The sequence below is a fragment of the Pantoea sp. C8B4 genome, assembly GCF_051336905.1.
Lineage (GTDB): Bacteria > Pseudomonadota > Gammaproteobacteria > Enterobacterales > Enterobacteriaceae > Pantoea > Pantoea rwandensis_B.
Genome location: NZ_JBGMNK010000006.1, coordinates 1 through 17,139 on the forward strand (window position 1 = coordinate 1; position 17,139 = coordinate 17,139).

General features: G+C 54.9%; 17 protein-coding genes. 3 read left to right on the forward strand and 14 right to left on the reverse strand.

Annotation, left to right across the window (positions count from 1 at the left end; translation table 11 throughout):
- Nucleotides 1-123 precede the first annotated feature (123 nt).
- From hemG to pepQ, 4 genes are read right to left on the reverse strand one after another with little or no spacing between them, the layout of a single operon-like run.
- A complete protein-coding gene (hemG, locus tag ACCW76_RS09335; RefSeq protein ID WP_436338393.1) occupies nucleotides 124-660 on the reverse strand; it encodes a menaquinone-dependent protoporphyrinogen IX dehydrogenase in 537 nt (178 codons plus the stop codon).
- Between the two features lie 18 nt (nucleotides 661-678).
- The gene (gene trkH / locus ACCW76_RS09340) at nucleotides 679-2,130 is read right to left on the reverse strand and encodes a Trk system potassium transporter TrkH (RefSeq protein ID WP_038643764.1); all 1,452 of its coding nucleotides are present in this window, start codon (nucleotides 2,128-2,130) and stop codon (nucleotides 679-681) included.
- 26 nt (nucleotides 2,131-2,156) lie between these two features.
- The gene (locus ACCW76_RS09345) at nucleotides 2,157-2,774 is read right to left on the reverse strand and encodes an IMPACT family protein (RefSeq protein WP_436338394.1); all 618 of its coding nucleotides are present in this window, start codon (nucleotides 2,772-2,774) and stop codon (nucleotides 2,157-2,159) included.
- Complete coding sequence (gene pepQ, locus ACCW76_RS09350) at nucleotides 2,774-4,105, reverse strand: Xaa-Pro dipeptidase (protein WP_436338395.1); 1,332 nt, start codon at nucleotides 4,103-4,105, stop codon at nucleotides 2,774-2,776. Before pepQ ends, ACCW76_RS09345 begins: the two co-directional genes overlap by 1 nt.
- A gap of 186 nt (nucleotides 4,106-4,291) precedes the next feature.
- Between pepQ and fadB the strand changes: the two genes are divergently transcribed.
- Nucleotides 4,292-6,475, forward strand: coding sequence for a fatty acid oxidation complex subunit alpha FadB (fadB, locus tag ACCW76_RS09355; RefSeq protein ID WP_436338396.1), 2,184 nt, complete (start codon nucleotides 4,292-4,294; stop codon nucleotides 6,473-6,475).
- Between the two features lie 10 nt (nucleotides 6,476-6,485).
- Entirely contained in the window at nucleotides 6,486-7,649 is a 1,164-nt protein-coding gene (fadA, locus tag ACCW76_RS09360) for an acetyl-CoA C-acyltransferase FadA (protein ID WP_038643767.1), read from the forward strand.
- A gap of 45 nt (nucleotides 7,650-7,694) precedes the next feature.
- Here the strand turns inward: fadA and fre are convergent, their stop codons facing one another.
- The 3 genes from fre to pepE all read right to left on the reverse strand — a co-directional run bounded on the left by fre (nucleotide 7,695) and on the right by pepE (nucleotide 10,718).
- Nucleotides 7,695-8,396, reverse strand: coding sequence for an NAD(P)H-flavin reductase (fre, locus tag ACCW76_RS09365; RefSeq protein WP_038643768.1), 702 nt, complete (start codon nucleotides 8,394-8,396; stop codon nucleotides 7,695-7,697).
- Between the two features lie 31 nt (nucleotides 8,397-8,427).
- Complete coding sequence (gene ubiD / locus ACCW76_RS09370) at nucleotides 8,428-9,912, reverse strand: 4-hydroxy-3-polyprenylbenzoate decarboxylase (protein WP_039329276.1); 1,485 nt, start codon at nucleotides 9,910-9,912, stop codon at nucleotides 8,428-8,430.
- 74 nt (nucleotides 9,913-9,986) lie between these two features.
- On the reverse strand, nucleotides 9,987-10,718 hold the full coding sequence (gene pepE, locus ACCW76_RS09375) for a dipeptidase PepE (RefSeq protein ID WP_038643770.1): 732 nt from the start codon (nucleotides 10,716-10,718) through the stop codon (nucleotides 9,987-9,989).
- Between the two features lie 216 nt (nucleotides 10,719-10,934).
- Between pepE and rfaH the strand changes: the two genes are divergently transcribed.
- Entirely contained in the window at nucleotides 10,935-11,423 is a 489-nt protein-coding gene (rfaH, locus tag ACCW76_RS09380; protein WP_038643771.1) for a transcription/translation regulatory transformer protein RfaH, read from the forward strand.
- Here the strand turns inward: rfaH and tatD are convergent.
- From tatD to ubiE, 7 genes are all read right to left on the reverse strand, one after another.
- Nucleotides 11,420-12,202 (reverse strand): 3'-5' ssDNA/RNA exonuclease TatD, encoded by a 783-nt coding sequence (gene tatD, locus ACCW76_RS09385; RefSeq protein WP_045833686.1) that lies wholly within the window; start codon nucleotides 12,200-12,202, stop codon nucleotides 11,420-11,422. The two genes, rfaH and tatD, sit on opposite strands and share 4 nt — an antisense overlap.
- Before the next feature lie 83 nt (nucleotides 12,203-12,285).
- The gene (tatC, locus tag ACCW76_RS09390) at nucleotides 12,286-13,053 is read right to left on the reverse strand and encodes a Sec-independent protein translocase subunit TatC (protein ID WP_038643773.1); all 768 of its coding nucleotides are present in this window, start codon (nucleotides 13,051-13,053) and stop codon (nucleotides 12,286-12,288) included.
- Between the two features lie 2 nt (nucleotides 13,054-13,055).
- Complete coding sequence (tatB, locus tag ACCW76_RS09395; RefSeq protein WP_436338397.1) at nucleotides 13,056-13,721, reverse strand: Sec-independent protein translocase protein TatB; 666 nt, start codon at nucleotides 13,719-13,721, stop codon at nucleotides 13,056-13,058.
- A gap of 9 nt (nucleotides 13,722-13,730) precedes the next feature.
- Nucleotides 13,731-13,976 carry a Sec-independent protein translocase subunit TatA gene (gene tatA / locus ACCW76_RS09400; protein WP_038643775.1) on the reverse strand — a complete coding sequence of 82 codons (246 nt, stop codon included), beginning with the start codon at nucleotides 13,974-13,976 and terminating at the stop codon, nucleotides 13,731-13,733.
- Nucleotides 13,977-14,086: 110 nt separating this feature from the next.
- Nucleotides 14,087-15,724 carry a ubiquinone biosynthesis regulatory protein kinase UbiB gene (gene ubiB / locus ACCW76_RS09405; RefSeq protein ID WP_436338398.1) on the reverse strand — a complete coding sequence of 546 codons (1,638 nt, stop codon included), beginning with the start codon at nucleotides 15,722-15,724 and terminating at the stop codon, nucleotides 14,087-14,089.
- Nucleotides 15,721-16,326, reverse strand: a complete 606-nt coding sequence (ubiJ, locus tag ACCW76_RS09410) for a ubiquinone biosynthesis protein UbiJ (protein WP_436338399.1) — start codon at nucleotides 16,324-16,326, stop codon at nucleotides 15,721-15,723. Before ubiJ ends, ubiB begins: the two co-directional genes overlap by 4 nt.
- A 6-nt stretch (nucleotides 16,327-16,332) precedes the next feature.
- The gene (gene ubiE, locus ACCW76_RS09415) at nucleotides 16,333-17,091 is read right to left on the reverse strand and encodes a bifunctional demethylmenaquinone methyltransferase/2-methoxy-6-polyprenyl-1,4-benzoquinol methylase UbiE (protein WP_038643778.1); all 759 of its coding nucleotides are present in this window, start codon (nucleotides 17,089-17,091) and stop codon (nucleotides 16,333-16,335) included.
- Nucleotides 17,092-17,139 lie beyond the last annotated feature (48 nt).

Sequence of the window (17,139 nt, forward strand, 5' to 3'; positions counted from 1 at the left end):
AGCCGTCTGCGTTGCCGCTTTGCCGTCTCAGTGGTGGCGCATTATAGGGAGTTATTCGGAGCTGACAAGGGTTTATTGCAAAAAAATGATCGTTCGACCTAAATTTAGCCACAACGCTCTATTTCACAACGATTTGCCTGGTAACTGCACAAAATCCTGGGCAAAAAGCGCCACTTTATTCCAATCGGTGTATTCCACTTCTTTAGAGGTATCCGTCTCACCGCCCGTCATACGCATAATCAGTTGAATCATGACACGATCAAACCAGCGATAACGGGGGTAGCGCAGCGCGCCGGCAAATACTGCACAGCAATCTGGCTGCCAGGGGGATTGCTCGAGAAACTTGTGCGTGTACGCATTAGTCGCTGGCGTGCATTTATCCGCTTTTCGCGCGGTAAGGTTGACGCTGAAAAAGCCACTGACGCGCTGGTGCAGCTCAGCCTTGTGCTGAGTGACAAACTTCATCAATGCCGGATGGAAATGCCCGTAACGGATCGATGCACCAATCAGCACGCGATCATACTGCGCCCACTCAACTTTTTGCGCTTCCAGCAAATCAATCACATCGCACAGCTGTTGCGGCGCTAATGTCTGCGCAATACGCGCTGCGATCTCGCGGGTTTGCCCATCGCGGCTGGAATATAAAATTAAAGCTTTCATTAGATAATCCTGTTTCTCTTATTCACGCCAGAAAGTCGGGGTGAACAGGACCAGCAGAGTGAACACCTCAAGACGCCCAAACAGCATGGTCAAAATCAAAATCCACTTAGCCACATCATTCATAGAAGTGAAGTTATCTGCCACAACGCCCAGACCCGGCCCGAGGTTGTTCAGCGTGGCGGCCACAGCAGCAAAAGCGGAGAAGTCATCGACGCCCGTGGCGATGATAGCCAGCATGCTGAGTAAGAACACCAGTGCATAAGCGGAGAAAAATCCCCACACGGCTTCAAGGATGCGTTCCGGCAGCGCGCGATTACCCAACTTAATGGTATAGACCGCGTTCGGGTGCACCAACCGCTTCAACTCACGCGAGCCCTGCTTGAACAGCAGCAAAATACGAATGACCTTTAATCCACCACCCGTCGATCCCGCCATACCGCCGATAAAAGCAGAGCAGAGCAACAGCACCGGTAGGAACAATGGCCAGCGCGCAATGCTATCGGTGGTAAATCCTGCCGTTGTCGCCATCGATACCACCTGGAAAAAGGCCTGGTTCAGTGTTTGCCAACCGCTGGCATAGACGTTGTGGAACCACAGCACTACCGTACAGATCAGCACTAACGTCAGCTGTACGCCAATAAACATGCGGAATTCGGGATCGCGCCAGTAAACTTTGAGGCTACGGCCGCTCAATAAAGAGAAGTGCAGACCATAGTTACAGCCGGAGATCAGCAGGAACACCGCCACAATGGTATTGATAGTAGGACTGTTGAAGTAGCCGATACTCGCATCATGCGTAGAGAAACCACCAATCGCGATGGTGGAGAAGCTGTGACCTATCGCATCAAACATTGGCATGCCTGCCAGCCACAACGCCACCGCACACGCTACGGTAAGCAATACATAGATGAGCCACAACGTTTTAGCCGTTTCGGCAATACGCGGGCGCATTTTGTTATCTTTCAGCGGCCCCGGCATTTCAGCGCGATACAGCTGCATGCCGCCAACGCCCAGAATCGGCAAGATGGCTACGGCCAGTACGATGATCCCCATACCGCCCAGCCACTGCAGCATTTGACGATAAAACAGAATCGCTTTAGGTAAGGTATCGAGGCCAACTAACGTGGTCGCGCCGGTAGTGGTCAGCCCGGAGAAGGATTCAAAGAAAGCATCAGTGACCGAAAGGTGCGGCTGTTCGGCAAAAATGAAGGGCATCGCACCGACACTGCCCAACACGGTCCAAAAAAGCACGACAATCAGAAACCCTTCACGCGGTTTAAGCTCAGTTTTCTTTTTGCGATTCGGCCACCACAACAGCGAGCCAATCACAATCGCCATCATAAATGTCTGGCTAAACGCACGTCCGGCGCCATCGCGATAAATCAAGGCCACCAGCCCCGGCAAGATCATAGTTACCGAGAATAAAATCACCAACAGGCCCACGATGCGGGTAATGGCGCGAAAATGCATTCAGCCGTTCCTTTAAACAGATGCTTTTAGTTGTCCAGCGGGATGAGCGTCAGCGCGCCCCGGCTGTAATCAGAAAGGTTTTGCCGAAAGCCATCGATCTGCGGATGCGGCAACGCCAAACGTAGCGCAATACGATCCTGATAATGGCTCTCTTCGATGATGCCGTCAAAACGTTGCAACAGACGTTCAATATCACTTAACTGGGCATAGTCACATTGCAGGGTAAAAGATTGCATCGGCACTTTACGCGCACGCGCCAGGTGCTTCAGCCCCTGCTGCACGCCACCGCCATACGCTTTAACTAATCCACCCGTGCCCAGCATGATGCCGCCATAATAGCGCACGACCACTGCCGTAATCTCGCCCATGCCGCTCCCCATCAGCTGTGCCAGCATAGGCTTGCCTGCGGTGCCGGAAGGCTCACCGTCATCGGAGAACCCCAACTGCTGCGAATCATCCGGCGCACCCGCAACCCACGCCCAACAGTGATGACGTGCCGCAGGATGTTCTTGCTTTACCTGCTGAACGAAAGCGCGTGCCGCCTCAACGCCATCGGTATGCGCCAGATAGGTGATAAAACGGCTTTTCTTAATGGTTTCCTCGCTGAGGCTCACAGCTTCAGCGGGAATATCGTACGCCTCCATCAGGCCAGATGCAGATCGCGCGTCATGTTTTCAACGCGATTAGCGTGGATCACCACATTATCTTCGATACGAATACCACCGTGCGGTTTCAATGCGTCGATCGCCTGCCAGTCAAAGTACTGGCTGTACTTACCACCACGGAGTTTCGCCAGCAGTGAATCGATAATGTAGAAACCGGGCTCGATGGTCAGCACCATGCCCGGTTCCAGCACACGGGTACAGCGCAGATAAGGATATTGCGACGGCGCAGCCATATGCGTGCCGTTGTCATCTTGCATAAAGCCGGCAACATCGTGCACCTGCAAGCCCAGCGGATGCCCCAAACCGTGTGGCATAAACGGACCGGTCAGGTCTTCCGCCACCAGCACCTCTTCGGTTAAACCTTTCACCAGGTCGAACTTCAGCAATAGGCGGGCGATACGCTGATGCATTTGCAGATGATAATCGGTGTATCGCACGCCCGCTTTCAACGTCGCAATCAGCGCCAACTCTTCTTTATTCATCGCCTCCACCATTTCGGCATAGCGCGATTTGCTTTGTGCTGCATAGCTGCGCGTCAGGTCGGCGGCATAACCAAGATACTCGGCACCGGCATCAATCAGGAAGCTATGACGTTTCACCGGTGGCTGATGATCGAGTTTGGTGTAGTGCAGCACCGCAGCATGTTCGTTAAGCGCGATAATATTGCCGTATGGCACGTCGGTATCACGATGTCCGGTCGCAGTCAGATATGCCTGGTTTATGTCGAACTCGCTCATCCCCGAGAAGAAGGCTTCTTTCGCCGCACGATGCCCCGCCACGGCCAGCTTCTGCGCCTCACGCATACAGGCCAGTTCGTAGTCAGTTTTAATGCTGCGATGATAATGAAGGAAGTCGATTACGCCTTTAGGATTCACGCGATCGCTCTGAATGCCGAGTTGCGTGGCACGGGATGGCACAGGTCCGATATAAGCCACATTGTCGCGCTGAGCCGGCAACTGTTGCCCAATCTCATCGGCATTTTTCAGGCCAACAACGTCTACATCCTGGGTCCAGAAGCTGTTTGGCAATGGCTCGACGTTATGCCAGTAATCCACCGGCGAGTAGAACCACAGTTTTGGCTTGTTAACACCATCGATCCATAACCAGCAGTTGGGCACCTGCGTCACCGGCACCCAGGCTTTAAATTGCGGATTCACCTTAAACGGATAGTCGTGATCGTCGAGGAAAACGGTTAACAGCTCGCCAGAGTGAATCAACATCGCATCAAGCTTAAAGCGTGCCAGCACCTGTTGCGCTCGCTGTTGCAGCGTATTGATATGCGCGTGATACAGGGTTTTCAGTGAATCCATGGACTTGTCTCCAATATCGCGAAATTGGCCGCAGTGTAGCACAGCCACGCCAGCGTTGCCGTGCTGCACACGCTGTGATCGGCGTACCAAATAATCAAAGACTCGTTTGCAAAAAATTAACATGCCGCCCACACTCCCATTCATCTGGTATGACCAGATCACCTTTCGCGGTTTCAGGAGACGGACATGCTCTACCAAGGCGATACCCTTTCAGTTCACTGGCTTAATGATGGCATTGCAGAACTGGTTTTTGATGCCCCCGGTTCAGTGAACAAACTCGACACTAAAACCGTCGCTTCATTGGGCGACGCACTCAGCGTGCTGGAACAGCAGCCCGATCTGCGTGGCCTGCTGCTCACATCGGCCAAACCAGCATTCATTGTCGGTGCCGATATCACCGAATTCCTGTCGCTGTTTGATGCGCCTGAAGAGAAGCTGAGCCAATGGCTGGCATTTGCGAACAGCATCTTTAACCGTCTGGAAGATTTGCCGGTGCCGACCGTTGCAGCTATTGACGGCTACGCGCTGGGTGGCGGCTGCGAATGCGTGCTGGCGACCGACTTCCGCGTCGCGACGCCCAGCGCTCGCATCGGCTTGCCGGAAACCAAACTCGGCATCATGCCAGGCTTTGGAGGCAGCGTGCGCTTGCCACGTTTGCTCGGCGCTGATAGCGCACTGGAAATCATCGCCGCAGGAAAAGACGTTGATGGCACCAGCGCTCTGCAACTCGGCCTGGTCGATGCGGTAGTGAACAGCGAAAAACTACGCGCTGCGGCACTCACTATGTTGCAGGATGCGGTTGCGCAAGGCAGCTGGCAGGCGCGTCGGGCACCTAAGCTGGCCCCACTGAAATTAAGCCCGATTGAAGCGGCGATGAGCTTCACCATTGCCAAAAGCATGGTGATGCAAACAGCAGGCAAGCACTATCCCGCGCCTATTACCGCGGTGAAAACCATTGAAGCGGCAGCCGGTTTAAGTCGTGACGATGCATTAAAACTGGAAACCGCTGCATTCGTGCCGCTGGCACAAAGCGATGTGGCGCGCGCGCTGGTCGGTATCTTCCTGAACGATCAATATGTCAAAGGCCTGGCGAAAAAGCACAGCAACGCAGCCGGTGCACCGCAGCAGGCCGCCGTGTTGGGCGCAGGCATTATGGGGGGTGGAATTGCTTATCAGTCGGCATGGAAAGGCGTGCCGGTGAAAATGAAAGATATTAATCCGCAGGCGCTGACGCTGGGGATGACGGAAGCCAGTAACCTTCTAAACAAGCAACTGGAACGCGGCAAGATCAACGGCGCCAAACTGGCGAGCGTCCTCACGACGATTCAGCCCACGCTGGATTACGCCGGTTTCGAACGTGCCGATGTGGTGGTCGAGGCCGTGGTCGAGAATCCGCAAATCAAGGCCAAAGTGTTGGCAGAAACCGAGCAACACCTGCGCGAGGATGCCGTACTCGCCTCCAACACGTCGACCATTCCGATTAGTCTGCTAGCGCAATCGCTGCAGCGTCCAGAAAACTTCTGCGGCATGCACTTCTTTAATCCCGTGCCGCGCATGCCGCTGGTTGAGGTGATTCGTGGCGAGCAGACCTCAGAGGCCACCATTAGTAAAGTGGTGGCCTGGGCCAGCAAGATGGGCAAAACACCGATCGTAGTGAATGACTGCCCCGGCTTCTTTGTCAACCGCGTGCTGTTCCCCTATTTCGCTGCTTTCAGTTTGCTGCTGCGTGATGGCGCAGACTTCCGTCAGATTGATAAGGTGATGGAAAAACAGTTCGGCTGGCCAATGGGCCCGGCCTGGTTGCTGGATGTGGTCGGCATTGATACCGCTCATCACGCGCAACAGGTGATGGCACAAGGCTTTCCTTCCCGCATGCAAAAAGATTACCGCGACGCGATTGATGTCCTGTTTGAAGCCAAACGTTACGGTCAGAAAAACGGCCTGGGCTTTTATCAGTGGGAGCAAGATAAAAAAGGCAAAGCACAGAAGAGAGCCGATCCGGCTGTTGATGCACTGCTGGAACCGATTTGCGAGCCGAAACGCGTGTTCAGCGATGAAGACATTGCCAACCGCATGATGTTGCCAATGCTCAACGAAGTGGTGCGTTGCCTGGAAGAGAAAATTATCGCCTCTCCGGCTGAAGCCGATATGGCGCTGGTGTACGGATTAGGTTTCCCTCCATTCCGAGGGGGCGCCTTCCGCTATATGGATACGCTCGGCCTTAGCAATCTGGTTGATCAAGCCAAACGCTACACCCCACTCGGCCCGCTGTATGCGGTACCTGAACTGTTAGTGCACAAAGCGCATCAGCACCAAAGCTGGTATCCCGCAGCCCAACCGATTGACGAAGCAACACTGCAAAGTGCCTGAGGTAAAGAATATGGAAAAGGTAGTCATAGTTGATGCGGTACGTACACCGATGGGCCGTTCAAAAGGCGGCGCGTTTCGTCAGGTACGCGCGGAAGATCTCTCGGCGCATCTGATGCGCGAGCTGCTGAGCCGCAACCCCGGCGTTGATCCGGCCTCTCTGGATGACATCATTTGGGGATGCGTGCAGCAGACACTGGAACAGGGCTTCAACATTGCGCGTAACGCGGCACTGCTGGCAGAAATTCCGCATCGCGTGCCTGCCAGCACGGTGAATCGCTTGTGCGGTTCGTCAATGCAGGCGCTGCACGATGCGGCGCGCGCGATTATGGTGGGCGATGCGCACAGCTGTTTGATTGGCGGCGTTGAACATATGGGGCATGTGCCAATGAGCCACGGCGTTGATTTCCATCCGGGCTTGGGTCGAACGGTAGCGAAAGCCGCTGGCATGATGGGGTTGACCGCAGAAATGCTGGCGCGCATGCATCACATCACCCGTGAGCAACAGGATGCGTTTGCGCTGCGTTCACATCAACGCGCCTGGGCCGCGACCCAGCGAGGCGATTTCAAACGTGAGATCGTGCCGACCTATGGCCACGATGCCGACGGTGTGTTGAAACGCTATGAAACGGATGAAGTCATCCGTGAGGATACCACGCTGGAAGGATTGGCTGCGCTGCGTCCCGCGTTTGACCCGGTTAACGGTACCGTCACCGCAGGCACCTCTTCAGCACTCTCGGATGGCGCCGCCGCCATGTTAATCATGAGTGAAAGCCGCGCCCGCGAACTCGGCCTGACCCCGCGTGCACGTATCCGCAGCATGGCAGTTGTCGGCTGTGATCCCTCCATCATGGGTTACGGTCCGGTGCCGGCCAGCAAACTGGCACTGAAACGCGCCGGATTGAGCGTGCAGGATATCGATTTGTTCGAGCTTAACGAAGCCTTTGCTGCACAGACACTGCCGTGCATTAAGGATTTAGGATTGCTGGATCAGCTCAATGAGAAAGTGAATTTGAATGGCGGCGCGATTGCGCTGGGGCACCCACTCGGATGCTCGGGGGCGCGTATCAGCACGACGCTGCTCAATTTGATGGAACGTCGTGATGCGCAATTTGGTCTGGCGACCATGTGTATTGGCTTAGGCCAGGGCATCGCGACGGTATTCGAACGCGTTTAATACGTTGATGCACGTGTTCCCGCCCTTTCGGGCGGGCTTTTTTACTCAGATAAAGGCAAACGCATCGCCAAACATCTGCGCTTCAACCGCACCACGCTCCGCGCAGAAACGCTCGCGCGCTATCTTCGCCATCTCGAAACGACCCGCAATATAGATATCGTGCTCGCTGAGCGTCGCGTAATCCTGCATCACCGCTGTGAGTACGGTACCACTGCGCCCTTCCCAACCCTCTGCTGGCTGCTCCACCACCGGAATCACCTTGAGATGAGGATGCTTGACCGCCAACGCGTTCAACTCATCCAGATCGTACAAATGCATCAATTCCCGGCCGCCCCAGTAGATGGCGATATCGCGGTCTGGCTGCTGCGCCAGTGCCGTCAGCAGAATCGAACGTGCATAGGAGAAACCGGTGCCGCCCGCGATCAGAATAATGGGGCGATCGCTATCTTCACGCAGCCAGGCGTCGCCATGCGGCATATCCACCGTGATTTGACGATCGTTTTTGATGCGATCCATCACCGCCATCGCGTAGAGATTGAGGTCAGATGCGCCAATGTGCAGCTCAATGATGTCTTTTTCCATCGGGGTTGAAGCCAGTGAGAAGGGGCGCTTATCACGCTCATCCATCACTACCATCAGGTATTGCCCCGCACGGAAAGTAAAATCCGCCGCCGGAATTAAACGGACGCGGTAAACGGTATCCGTAATCGCTTCGACCGAAGTCACCTTGCAGTTTAACGTCGTCATACGTGCCCTTTTTTATGGTTTTCTGCCGCCTTTAGCGCTGCGGCGGCTCGGCAAAGATAGCTAACTCATCCCAAATTGCGTCAATACGCGCGGTCACCGCCGGATCTTTTACAATCGGTGTACCCCATTCGCGAGTGGTTTCGCCCGGCCACTTATTGGTGGCATCAAGTCCCATCTTCGAGCCCAGGCCGGAAACCGGAGAGGCGAAGTCGAGATAGTCAATTGGCGTATTCTCCACCATCACGGTATCGCGCGCCGGATCCATACGCGTGGTGATCGCCCAAATCACATCGTTCCAGTCACGTGCGTTGACATCGTCATCGCATACGATCACAAACTTGGTATACATAAACTGGCGCAGGAAAGACCAGACGCCAAACATTACGCGCTTGGCATGCCCGGCATATTGCTTTTTGATCGTCACCACCGCGAGGCGATAAGAACAGCCTTCCGGCGGCAAGTAGAAATCGACAATTTCCGGGAACTGCTTGATCAGAATCGGCACCAGCACTTCATTCAGCGCCACACCCAATACCGCAGGTTCATCCGGCGGACGACCGGTATACGTTGAATGATAAATCGGGTTGCGACGTTGCGTTACGTGCGTCACGGTAAATACCGGGAAGCTGTCTACTTCATTGTAGTAGCCTGTGTGGTCGCCGTAAGGGCCTTCTGGCGCCATGTCACCCGGTTCGATGTAACCTTCTAAAACGATCTCTGCGCTGGCTGGCACTTCAAGATCGTTAGACAGGCACTTCACCACCTCGGTTTTATTACCGCGCAACAAACCGGCAAAGGCATATTCCGACAACGTATCGGGCACCGGCGTCACTGCGCCCAGAATCGTGGCGGGATCGGCGCCCAGCGCCACGGACACCGGGAAGCGTTCGCCCGGATGGGCTTTGCACCACTCCTGGAAATCCAGCGCGCCGCCGCGATGCGACAGCCAGCGCATGATCACGCGGTTTTTGCCGATCACCTGCTGGCGATAAATACCCAGATTCTGACGTTCCTTATGCGGACCACGCGTGACGGTTAAGCCCCAGGTAATCAACGGCGCGGCATCGCCCGGCCAGCACTTCATCACCGGAATGCGCGACAGATCGACATCATCACCACTGAAAACCTCTTCCTGGCACGGTGCATTGCGCAGGCGCTTGGTCGGCATGTTCAGCACTTGTTTGAACTGCGGCATTTTATCGAACAGATCGCGGAAACCTTTTGGCGGCTCCGGTTCTTTCAGAAACGCCAGCAGCTTGCCCACTTCACGCAGCGCGCTGACCTCTTCCTGCCCCATGCCCATCGCCACACGCTTAGGTGTGCCAAACAGGTTACACAATACGGGCATGTCGTACCCTTTCGGGTTCTCAAACAGCAGCGCCGGACCGCCGGCACGCAAGGTGCGATCGGCAATTTCAGTCATCTCTAACTCAGGATCGATCTCCTGAGTGATGCGCTTTAACTCGCCGCGCTGCTCCAGCAACGCGAGGAAGTCTCGTAAATCCTGATATTTCATGCGGCGTTAGCTTCCAGCCAGAGTGAATTGGCCATTATAGGTCTGATTCACGCTGGCGTGTTGTGGTTTGTGGTTCAAGCTGGCTGACAGGAGAAAGGCACCAGCGATTGAATGGCCAGCACATCGTGATGTGCGGCGATTGGCTCACCATGACGAAACACTTTAAAGTCTTCGCCGCGCGCGCTGTAGTAGCGCAGGCGGTTTTCACTGACGTGCAGGAAACTGGCTTCTCGCAGAGCGATCACCGACTCATGTGGATTGACGGCGCAGAACTCCGCCAGACGCTCATCACGCGTTTCCCCCATATGCCCGCTGACGTGAGCATCCAGGTAATGTGGGTTAATCTGCACCGGGAACAGGCCTAATGCAGGCAGAACCACGCTGCTACGCACCGGCATGTCGTTGGTGGTACGAATCGATGGCGTGGCCACATTGCAACCGGCGCTCCAGCCGACGTAAGGCACATCTCGCTCACGCACGGCACGTTGAATCGCCACGATCAGCCCGTGCTCGTGCAGCATCTGATTGAGGAACCAGGTGTTGCCTCCGCTCACCAGGATTAACTCCGCCTGGTCAATCGCAGCCACCGGGGAGTCAAACTCGTGTACGGTGCGCACCTGAATACCCAATGAGTCAGACAGGTCTTGCGCACGCTGCGCATGGTCACCGCGAATGATGGCGTAGGGTACCAGTACGGCCGAGGTGATGCCGCGCTGGGCGATCATTGCGTGCAGTTGTGGGTGAGCGTAGCTCAGCAGTGGCGCGTCATCGGCCACTTTGCCATTACTTAATAAGAACAGTTCCATCAGCCAGTCCTTTTTCAAATGAGAGCGAAAGATGGGGAAGGAGTCTGATACAGATGGTCATCAGCCGTCAATTTTCTTGCAAGAAAGCGTTAATAAGCCGCACCAATCGGAAAATTCGTAGTGATTTTTATTTCACAGCCGCGTTTCCACTGGCCGATGCGCTATAACTCTGACAACAGGTTTGTTATTCTTAGCGTCCAATATTTGGGAGCAGTTATGGAATCCTGGTACTTACTCTATTGCAAACGTGGACAGCTGTTGCGCGCGAAAGAGCATCTTGAGCGGCAGGAGGTGAATTGCCTCAGCCCGATGATCGCTCTGGAAAAGATTGTGCGCGGTAAACGCACCACGGTGAGTGAGCCGCTGTTCCCCAACTATCTGTTTATCGAATTCGATCCGGAAGCGATTCACACCACCACCATCAGCAGCACACGCGGCGTCAGCCACTTTGTGCGCTTTGGCGCGCAACCGGCAACGGTCTCCAGCGAAGTGATTGAAGCGCTGCAAACCGATGTACCGCAAATTATGCTGGATCCAGAAACGCCACAAAGCGGTGATGAAGTGATCATCACCGAAGGGACTTTTGAGGGGCTGCGCGCTATTTTTGCCGAGCCTGATGGCGAAACCCGCTCAGTGTTACTGCTGAACCTGCTCAACAAACAAGTGATGCGCAGCGTCGACAACAAACAGTTCCGTAAGCTTTAAGCCAGTTTAAACAGCTGACGTGCGTTGTGATTGACCTGCGCACCCAGCGCTTCAGCCTCTTCCCCACGCCAGTTCGCCACCTGCTGCACAATATGCGGCAGGAAACATGGCTCGTTTCGACGCGAAGGCGGCCGTGGATGCATATCACGCGGTAGCAGATAAGGCGCATCGGTTTCCAGCAGCAGACGCTCAGCTGGAATCAGTGGCAGCATCTCACGCAATTCCAGGCCACGACGCTCATCGCACACCCAGCCGGTAATGCCCACCGATAAGCCCAAAGCCAGACACGATTCCAGTTCATCACGCGTGCCGGTAAAACAGTGTGCCACCGCGCCCGTCAATTTCGGCAGCCACGGCTCCAGCACCGCAACAAAACGATCGTGCGCTTCGCGGCAGTGGAGAAACACCGGCAGTTGTAACTCCGCTGCCAGCGCCAGCTGTGCATCAAAGGCGTACTCCTGCTGGTCGTGCGCCGAGAGATTGCGGTTAAAATCGAGGCCGCATTCACCGATCGCCACCACTTGCTCACTCTCAGCCAGACGGCGCAACGTGTTCGCCGTCTCTGCCGACCATTCACTGGCGTGATGCGGATGCACGCCGGCTGTAGACCAGCAATAGCCTGGGTGCTGTGCCGCGAGCTGACGCGCCTGCTGGCTCTCCAGCGCATTGGTGCCGGTAATCAGCAGGCCGGTGACGCCTGCTTCGCGCGCGCGTTTAACCACCTGATCGCGATCTTTTGCGAATTGCGTGCTGGTCAGGTTTACACCGATATCAAACATGTCTTCTCCCAAATAAAAACCGCCCAATGTGTGGGCGGTTTAGATTCTTAACGCTCATCCCGCTCGCTTGCGGGGATGCCTTGTCAGGATTCGGTATTCTGTTCCTCATCCTCTGAATCTGACGCCTTGCGCCCTTTACCCACATAGTAACGGGAGAAGAATACGCCGACTTCAAACAGGCAGTACATCGGAATAGCGAGCAAAGTTTGCGAGAAAACATCCGGCGGTGTGAGCAACATCCCAACAACGAACGCGCCAACCAGCATGTAAGGACGTTTCTTTTTCAAATCCTCTGGCGACGTAATGCCCGTCCAGCACAGCAAGACAATCGCAATCGGCACTTCAAAGGCCACGCCAAACGCCATGAAGATAGTCATCACGAAGTCGAGGTAATTGGTGATATCGGTGGCGATGGTGACGCCCTGCGGCGCGGTTTTGGCGAAGAAGCCAAACGCCAGCGGGAACACGATGAAGTAAGCGAAAGCCACGCCAACGTAGAACAGCAGCGTACTGGAGAACAGCAGCGGCATCACTAGCTTACGCTCATGGCGATACAGCGCAGGCGCCACAAAAGCCCACACCTGATACAAGATCACCGGCACCGCAAGGAACACCGAAACAATGATGGTGAGCTTAATGGGGGTGAAGAACGGTGAAGCCACGTCGGTGGCGATCATGCTGGCACCGGCCGGCATCTGGCTAATCAGCGGCGAAGCCACTAAGTGATAGATGTCGTTGGCGAAATAAACCAGGCACAAAAAGATAGCAAACACCGCAATAATGCAGTTCAGCAGACGCTTACGCAGCTCAATCAGGTGGCTGATGAGCGGTTGGGTATCTTCAACGGCCATGTTTATCTTTCATCTTTTACGGTGGGAGTGGGCGTCGCATTCTGCGCGGTATTAACAGGTGCCGCAGCCTCTGCTGTTACCGGTTGAGGTTTCTGAGCCGGTGCGCTGGCCGGGTGCTCTGCCGTTACCGTCTGAGGTGCCTGAGCCGGTGCGCTGGCCTGGTGCTCTGCCGTTGCCGTCTGAGGTGCCTGAGCCGGTGCGCTGGCCGGGTGCTCTGCCGTTACCGCCTGAGGTGCCTGAGCCGGTGCGCTGGCCTGGTGCTCTGCGGCCGCTGGGGTAACCGGCGGCTGGCTCGCCGTGACAGATTGTGCAGATACAGAAGACGGTTGATGAATGGTATTCGCTTCATCTTCCGCTTTCTCGATATCGATGCTCTGCTGCACAGAACGCTTCATCGAGTCGGCGGTTTTACGCAGTTCTTCCATCGACTCTTTCAGTTCCGGCGAAAGCGAGCCACGACCCGCCTCTTCGACCTTTTTCAGGCTGTCCTGCAATTCCTGCAGTTTCAGCTCCTGCGCCAGTTCGTTTTGCACGTTAGCAGCCAGGGAGCGAATCGCCCGAATCCAGCCCACGACGGTTTTCACCGCAACCGGTAATCGTTGCGGGCCAAGAACAATCAGCCCGATAACGAACACCAATACCAGTTCACTAAAACCAATATCGAACACAGTTAACCCTTACTTGTCCCGGGCGTCGTCTTTGCTCGCCGAGGTTTGCTGTTTGTCTGCCAGAGTCTTGGCGTTAAAGTCAGCGTCCTGCTCTTTCGGCTGATCCTTTTTATCGTCTTCATCGCCCATGGCTTTTTTGAAACCACGAATGGAAGAACCTAAATCCGAACCCAGGTTACGAAGTTTATTGGTACCGAACAGAAGAACAACAATGACGGCAATGATTAACAATTGCCAAATACTGATACCGCCCATGAGATATGCCTCTAATATTCTGTGAAAAACTTTGAATTGAAACGCACAGAAAGCCCGTATGAATTCGGGCTTTAGCCTGCGACATTACGCGATTTGCACCAGGCAAACAATCAGTTTGTCTTGCGCCAGCCTATCAGCCAGGTGACGATGCCAGCGGCCATTAATAGCGCTGGGAAGAAATCCCAGTCGGGTCGACTTAACAGCACTGCGGTGCCACTTAATAACAGTGTAGCCCCTACGCCAAACAGATAACGTGCCTTGTGATGGCGCGTGCGCTGTGCATTCATATCGCTGACCAGTTTATCGACGCTGTGCTGCAATAATTTATGCTGACGCATGCTGTCGTAGAACAGTTCAGGTAGCTCCGGCAGTTTTTCGGCCCAGAATGGCGCCTTCACTTTCACCGCACGCAGAATGGCAGGAATGCCGATTTGATCTTTGATCCAATCTTCAAGGAACGGCTTTGCGGTTTTCCACAGGTCGAGCTGCGGATAGAGCTGGCGGCCAATGCCTTCAATGTACAGCAGCGTTTTCTGCAACAGCACCAGCTGCGGCTGCACTTCCATATTGAATCGACGCGCCGTGTTGAACAGGTTCAGCAGCACGTGGCCAAATGAAATCTCAGCCAGCGGCTTCTCGAAAATTGGCTCACACACGGTACGAATAGCGAACTCAAAATCTTCTACATTGGTATCCGGGGGAACCCAGCCTGAATCCACGTGCAGTTCCGCCACTTTGCGGTAGTCACGGTTAAAGAAGGCAATGAAGTTTTCCGCCAGATAGCGCTTATCTTCTTTATTCAGCGAACCGACAATACCGCAGTCAATCGCGATGTACTGCGGATCTTCTGGATGGTCGTAGCTGACGAAGATATTGCCGGGATGCATGTCCGCATGGAAGAAGCTATCGCGGAACACCTGGGTGAAGAACACCTGCACGCCGCGTTCTGCCAGCAGCTTCATGTTGACGCCATGTTTCTCCAGCGTCGCCACATCGGAAATCGGAATGCCGTAAATGCGCTCCATCACCATCATCGATTCGCTGCAGTAATCTGAAAACACTTCCGGCACATACAGCATCGGGCTCTGCTCGAAGTTGCGACGCAGCTGAATAGCGTTCGCCGACTCGCGCAGCAGATTGAGTTCATCAATCAGGGTCTTTTCGTAATCGCGCACCACTTCAACCGGGCGCAGACGACGACCATCCGGCAACAGACGAGGAACCCAATGCGCCATACGGTAAATCAGCTTCATATCCGCTTTGATCACCGGCAGGATGTCCGGGCGAATCACTTTGATCACCACGTCACGGCCATTAGACTTCAGCGTGGCCGTATGCACCTGCGCGATAGACGCAGAAGCCAGCGGCTTAATATCAAAGTCGTCAAACCAGGTGTCGACAGGACCGCCAATGGATTGTTCAATCTGCTGCTGGGCTTTCAGACCATCAAAAGGCGCCACGCGGTCCTGCAACACCGCCAGCTCATCGGCGATGGCCGGTGGGAAGAGATCGCGGCGCGTTGAAAGCATCTGACCAAACTTGATCCATACAGGGCCAAGCTGTTCCATCGCCAGACGAATACGCACGCCCGTCGATTCGTTTTTGTGCTTGTTGGGGATCCAGAAGATGCAGCGCCGCCAGATGCGGAGCGGCAGTGTGATGCGCATGTGGGGGATCAGTTCATCAAGCCCGTAAGTCAGAAAGATCTTGATGATGAAGTATAAGCGCCGAATTTCTCCCAGCGTCATTTCGCCTCCAGCTGTGCTAAACGCGCTTCAAACGCATTAAGCGAACGTTCCATCGCTTCAACCTCTTCACAGAACCACGCCAGTTCCAGTGCGCCGGGGGCGACACGCCACTCTTCCGTCAGCACCTGACCGAGATAATCCTGCCGACGCGTCACCTGCTGCTGCACAAACTTCAGCGCCTGCTGAGCGGCCTGACTGACCCCCTGCGCGGCAATGTCGCCGATCCACGGAGCCAAATACTCGGCCGGATCGAGTTCGGCGAGATCCATCAGTACGGAGAATTGCTGCACGACCTGTAAATCGCCTTCCACATCCAGCTCGCCGCTGCGGATCAAACTGGTCAGCTGCTGGCGATCGCGCAGTTTTGGCAAGGTGCTGAGGCGTAAGCTGACACTACAATCGCTGCTGTCTTGCCAGTCACTCAACACATCCAGCTGGGATTCGCTAAACACCAGCACCAGCGGGAAATCCAGTTCCTGCAGGCGCAGCATGAGCACTTTACCCACCAGACGCTGACGCGCGGCTTTCAGGCTGCGATCACGATACAGAACACGATTGAGGGCGGTTTCAAGGCCGCCCGTGATAAGCGGGGTAAAAGTCATGATCAATCAGAACTTAAAGCCGCGATGCAACGCCACAATACCGCCGGTCATGTTGAAATAGGTGGTATTTTCAAAACCCACATCGTTCATCATCGCCTTCAGGGTTTCCTGGTCGGGATGCATACGAATCGATTCTGCCAGATAGCGATAGCTTTCGGCATCCTGCGCCACCAGTTGCCCAATACGCGGCAGGATGTGGAAGGAATAGGTATCGTAGGCTTTGCTCAACGGTTCCAGCAGCGGTTTGGAAAACTCCAGCACCAGCAAGCGTCCACCTGGTTTCAGCACCCGGAACATCGAGGCCAGTGCCTTCTCTTTTTCGGTGACGTTACGCAAACCGAAAGAGATGGTGATGCAATCGAAATAGTTATCCGGGAACGGCAGCGCTTCGGCGTTGGCCTGCACATAGCTAACGTTGCCTGACACGCCCATGTTGCGCAGCTTCTCGCGGCCCATCTTCAGCATCGAGCTGTTGATATCAGCCAAAACGACCTGACCCGTCTCGCCCACCAGGCGAGAGAATTTTGCTGTCAAATCACCGGTACCGCCGGCCAGATCCAGCACACGCTGACCACGACGCACGCCGCTGCTGTCGATGGTAAAACGCTTCCAGACACGATGGATGCCAAACGACATCAAATCGTTCATCAGGTCATATTTTGCCGCTACGGAATGAAACACGTCCGCGACTTTATCGGCCTTTTCGCTTTTCGCGACGGTCTGAAAGCCAAAATGGGTAGTTTCCTGCTGTGATTCATCTGCCATCGGGTTTACCTGTTCCACAAACAATTCTTGCCGAAGTGTATCAGAGTC

What these genes read in the sequence shown, in the direction of transcription:
- hemG (WP_436338393.1), bottom strand. Translation starts at nt 660, where the DNA reads ATGAAAGCTTTAATTTTATATTCCAGCCGCGATGGGCAAACCCGCGAG.
- trkH (WP_038643764.1), bottom strand. Translation starts at nt 2,130, where the DNA reads ATGCATTTTCGCGCCATTACCCGCATCGTGGGCCTGTTGGTGATTTTA.
- ACCW76_RS09345 (WP_436338394.1), bottom strand. Translation starts at nt 2,774, where the DNA reads ATGGAGGCGTACGATATTCCCGCTGAAGCTGTGAGCCTCAGCGAGGAA.
- pepQ (WP_436338395.1), bottom strand. Translation starts at nt 4,105, where the DNA reads ATGGATTCACTGAAAACCCTGTATCACGCGCATATCAATACGCTGCAA.
- fadB (WP_436338396.1), top strand. Translation starts at nt 4,292, where the DNA reads ATGCTCTACCAAGGCGATACCCTTTCAGTTCACTGGCTTAATGATGGC.
- fadA (WP_038643767.1), top strand. Translation starts at nt 6,486, where the DNA reads ATGGAAAAGGTAGTCATAGTTGATGCGGTACGTACACCGATGGGCCGT.
- fre (WP_038643768.1), bottom strand. Translation starts at nt 8,396, where the DNA reads ATGACGACGTTAAACTGCAAGGTGACTTCGGTCGAAGCGATTACGGAT.
- ubiD (WP_039329276.1), bottom strand. Translation starts at nt 9,912, where the DNA reads ATGAAATATCAGGATTTACGAGACTTCCTCGCGTTGCTGGAGCAGCGC.
- pepE (WP_038643770.1), bottom strand. Translation starts at nt 10,718, where the DNA reads ATGGAACTGTTCTTATTAAGTAATGGCAAAGTGGCCGATGACGCGCCA.
- rfaH (WP_038643771.1), top strand. Translation starts at nt 10,935, where the DNA reads ATGGAATCCTGGTACTTACTCTATTGCAAACGTGGACAGCTGTTGCGC.
- tatD (WP_045833686.1), bottom strand. Translation starts at nt 12,202, where the DNA reads ATGTTTGATATCGGTGTAAACCTGACCAGCACGCAATTCGCAAAAGAT.
- tatC (WP_038643773.1), bottom strand. Translation starts at nt 13,053, where the DNA reads ATGGCCGTTGAAGATACCCAACCGCTCATCAGCCACCTGATTGAGCTG.
- tatA (WP_038643775.1), bottom strand. Translation starts at nt 13,976, where the DNA reads ATGGGCGGTATCAGTATTTGGCAATTGTTAATCATTGCCGTCATTGTT.
- ubiB (WP_436338398.1), bottom strand. Translation starts at nt 15,724, where the DNA reads ATGACGCTGGGAGAAATTCGGCGCTTATACTTCATCATCAAGATCTTT.
- ubiJ (WP_436338399.1), bottom strand. Translation starts at nt 16,326, where the DNA reads ATGACTTTTACCCCGCTTATCACGGGCGGCCTTGAAACCGCCCTCAAT.
- ubiE (WP_038643778.1), bottom strand. Translation starts at nt 17,091, where the DNA reads ATGGCAGATGAATCACAGCAGGAAACTACCCATTTTGGCTTTCAGACC.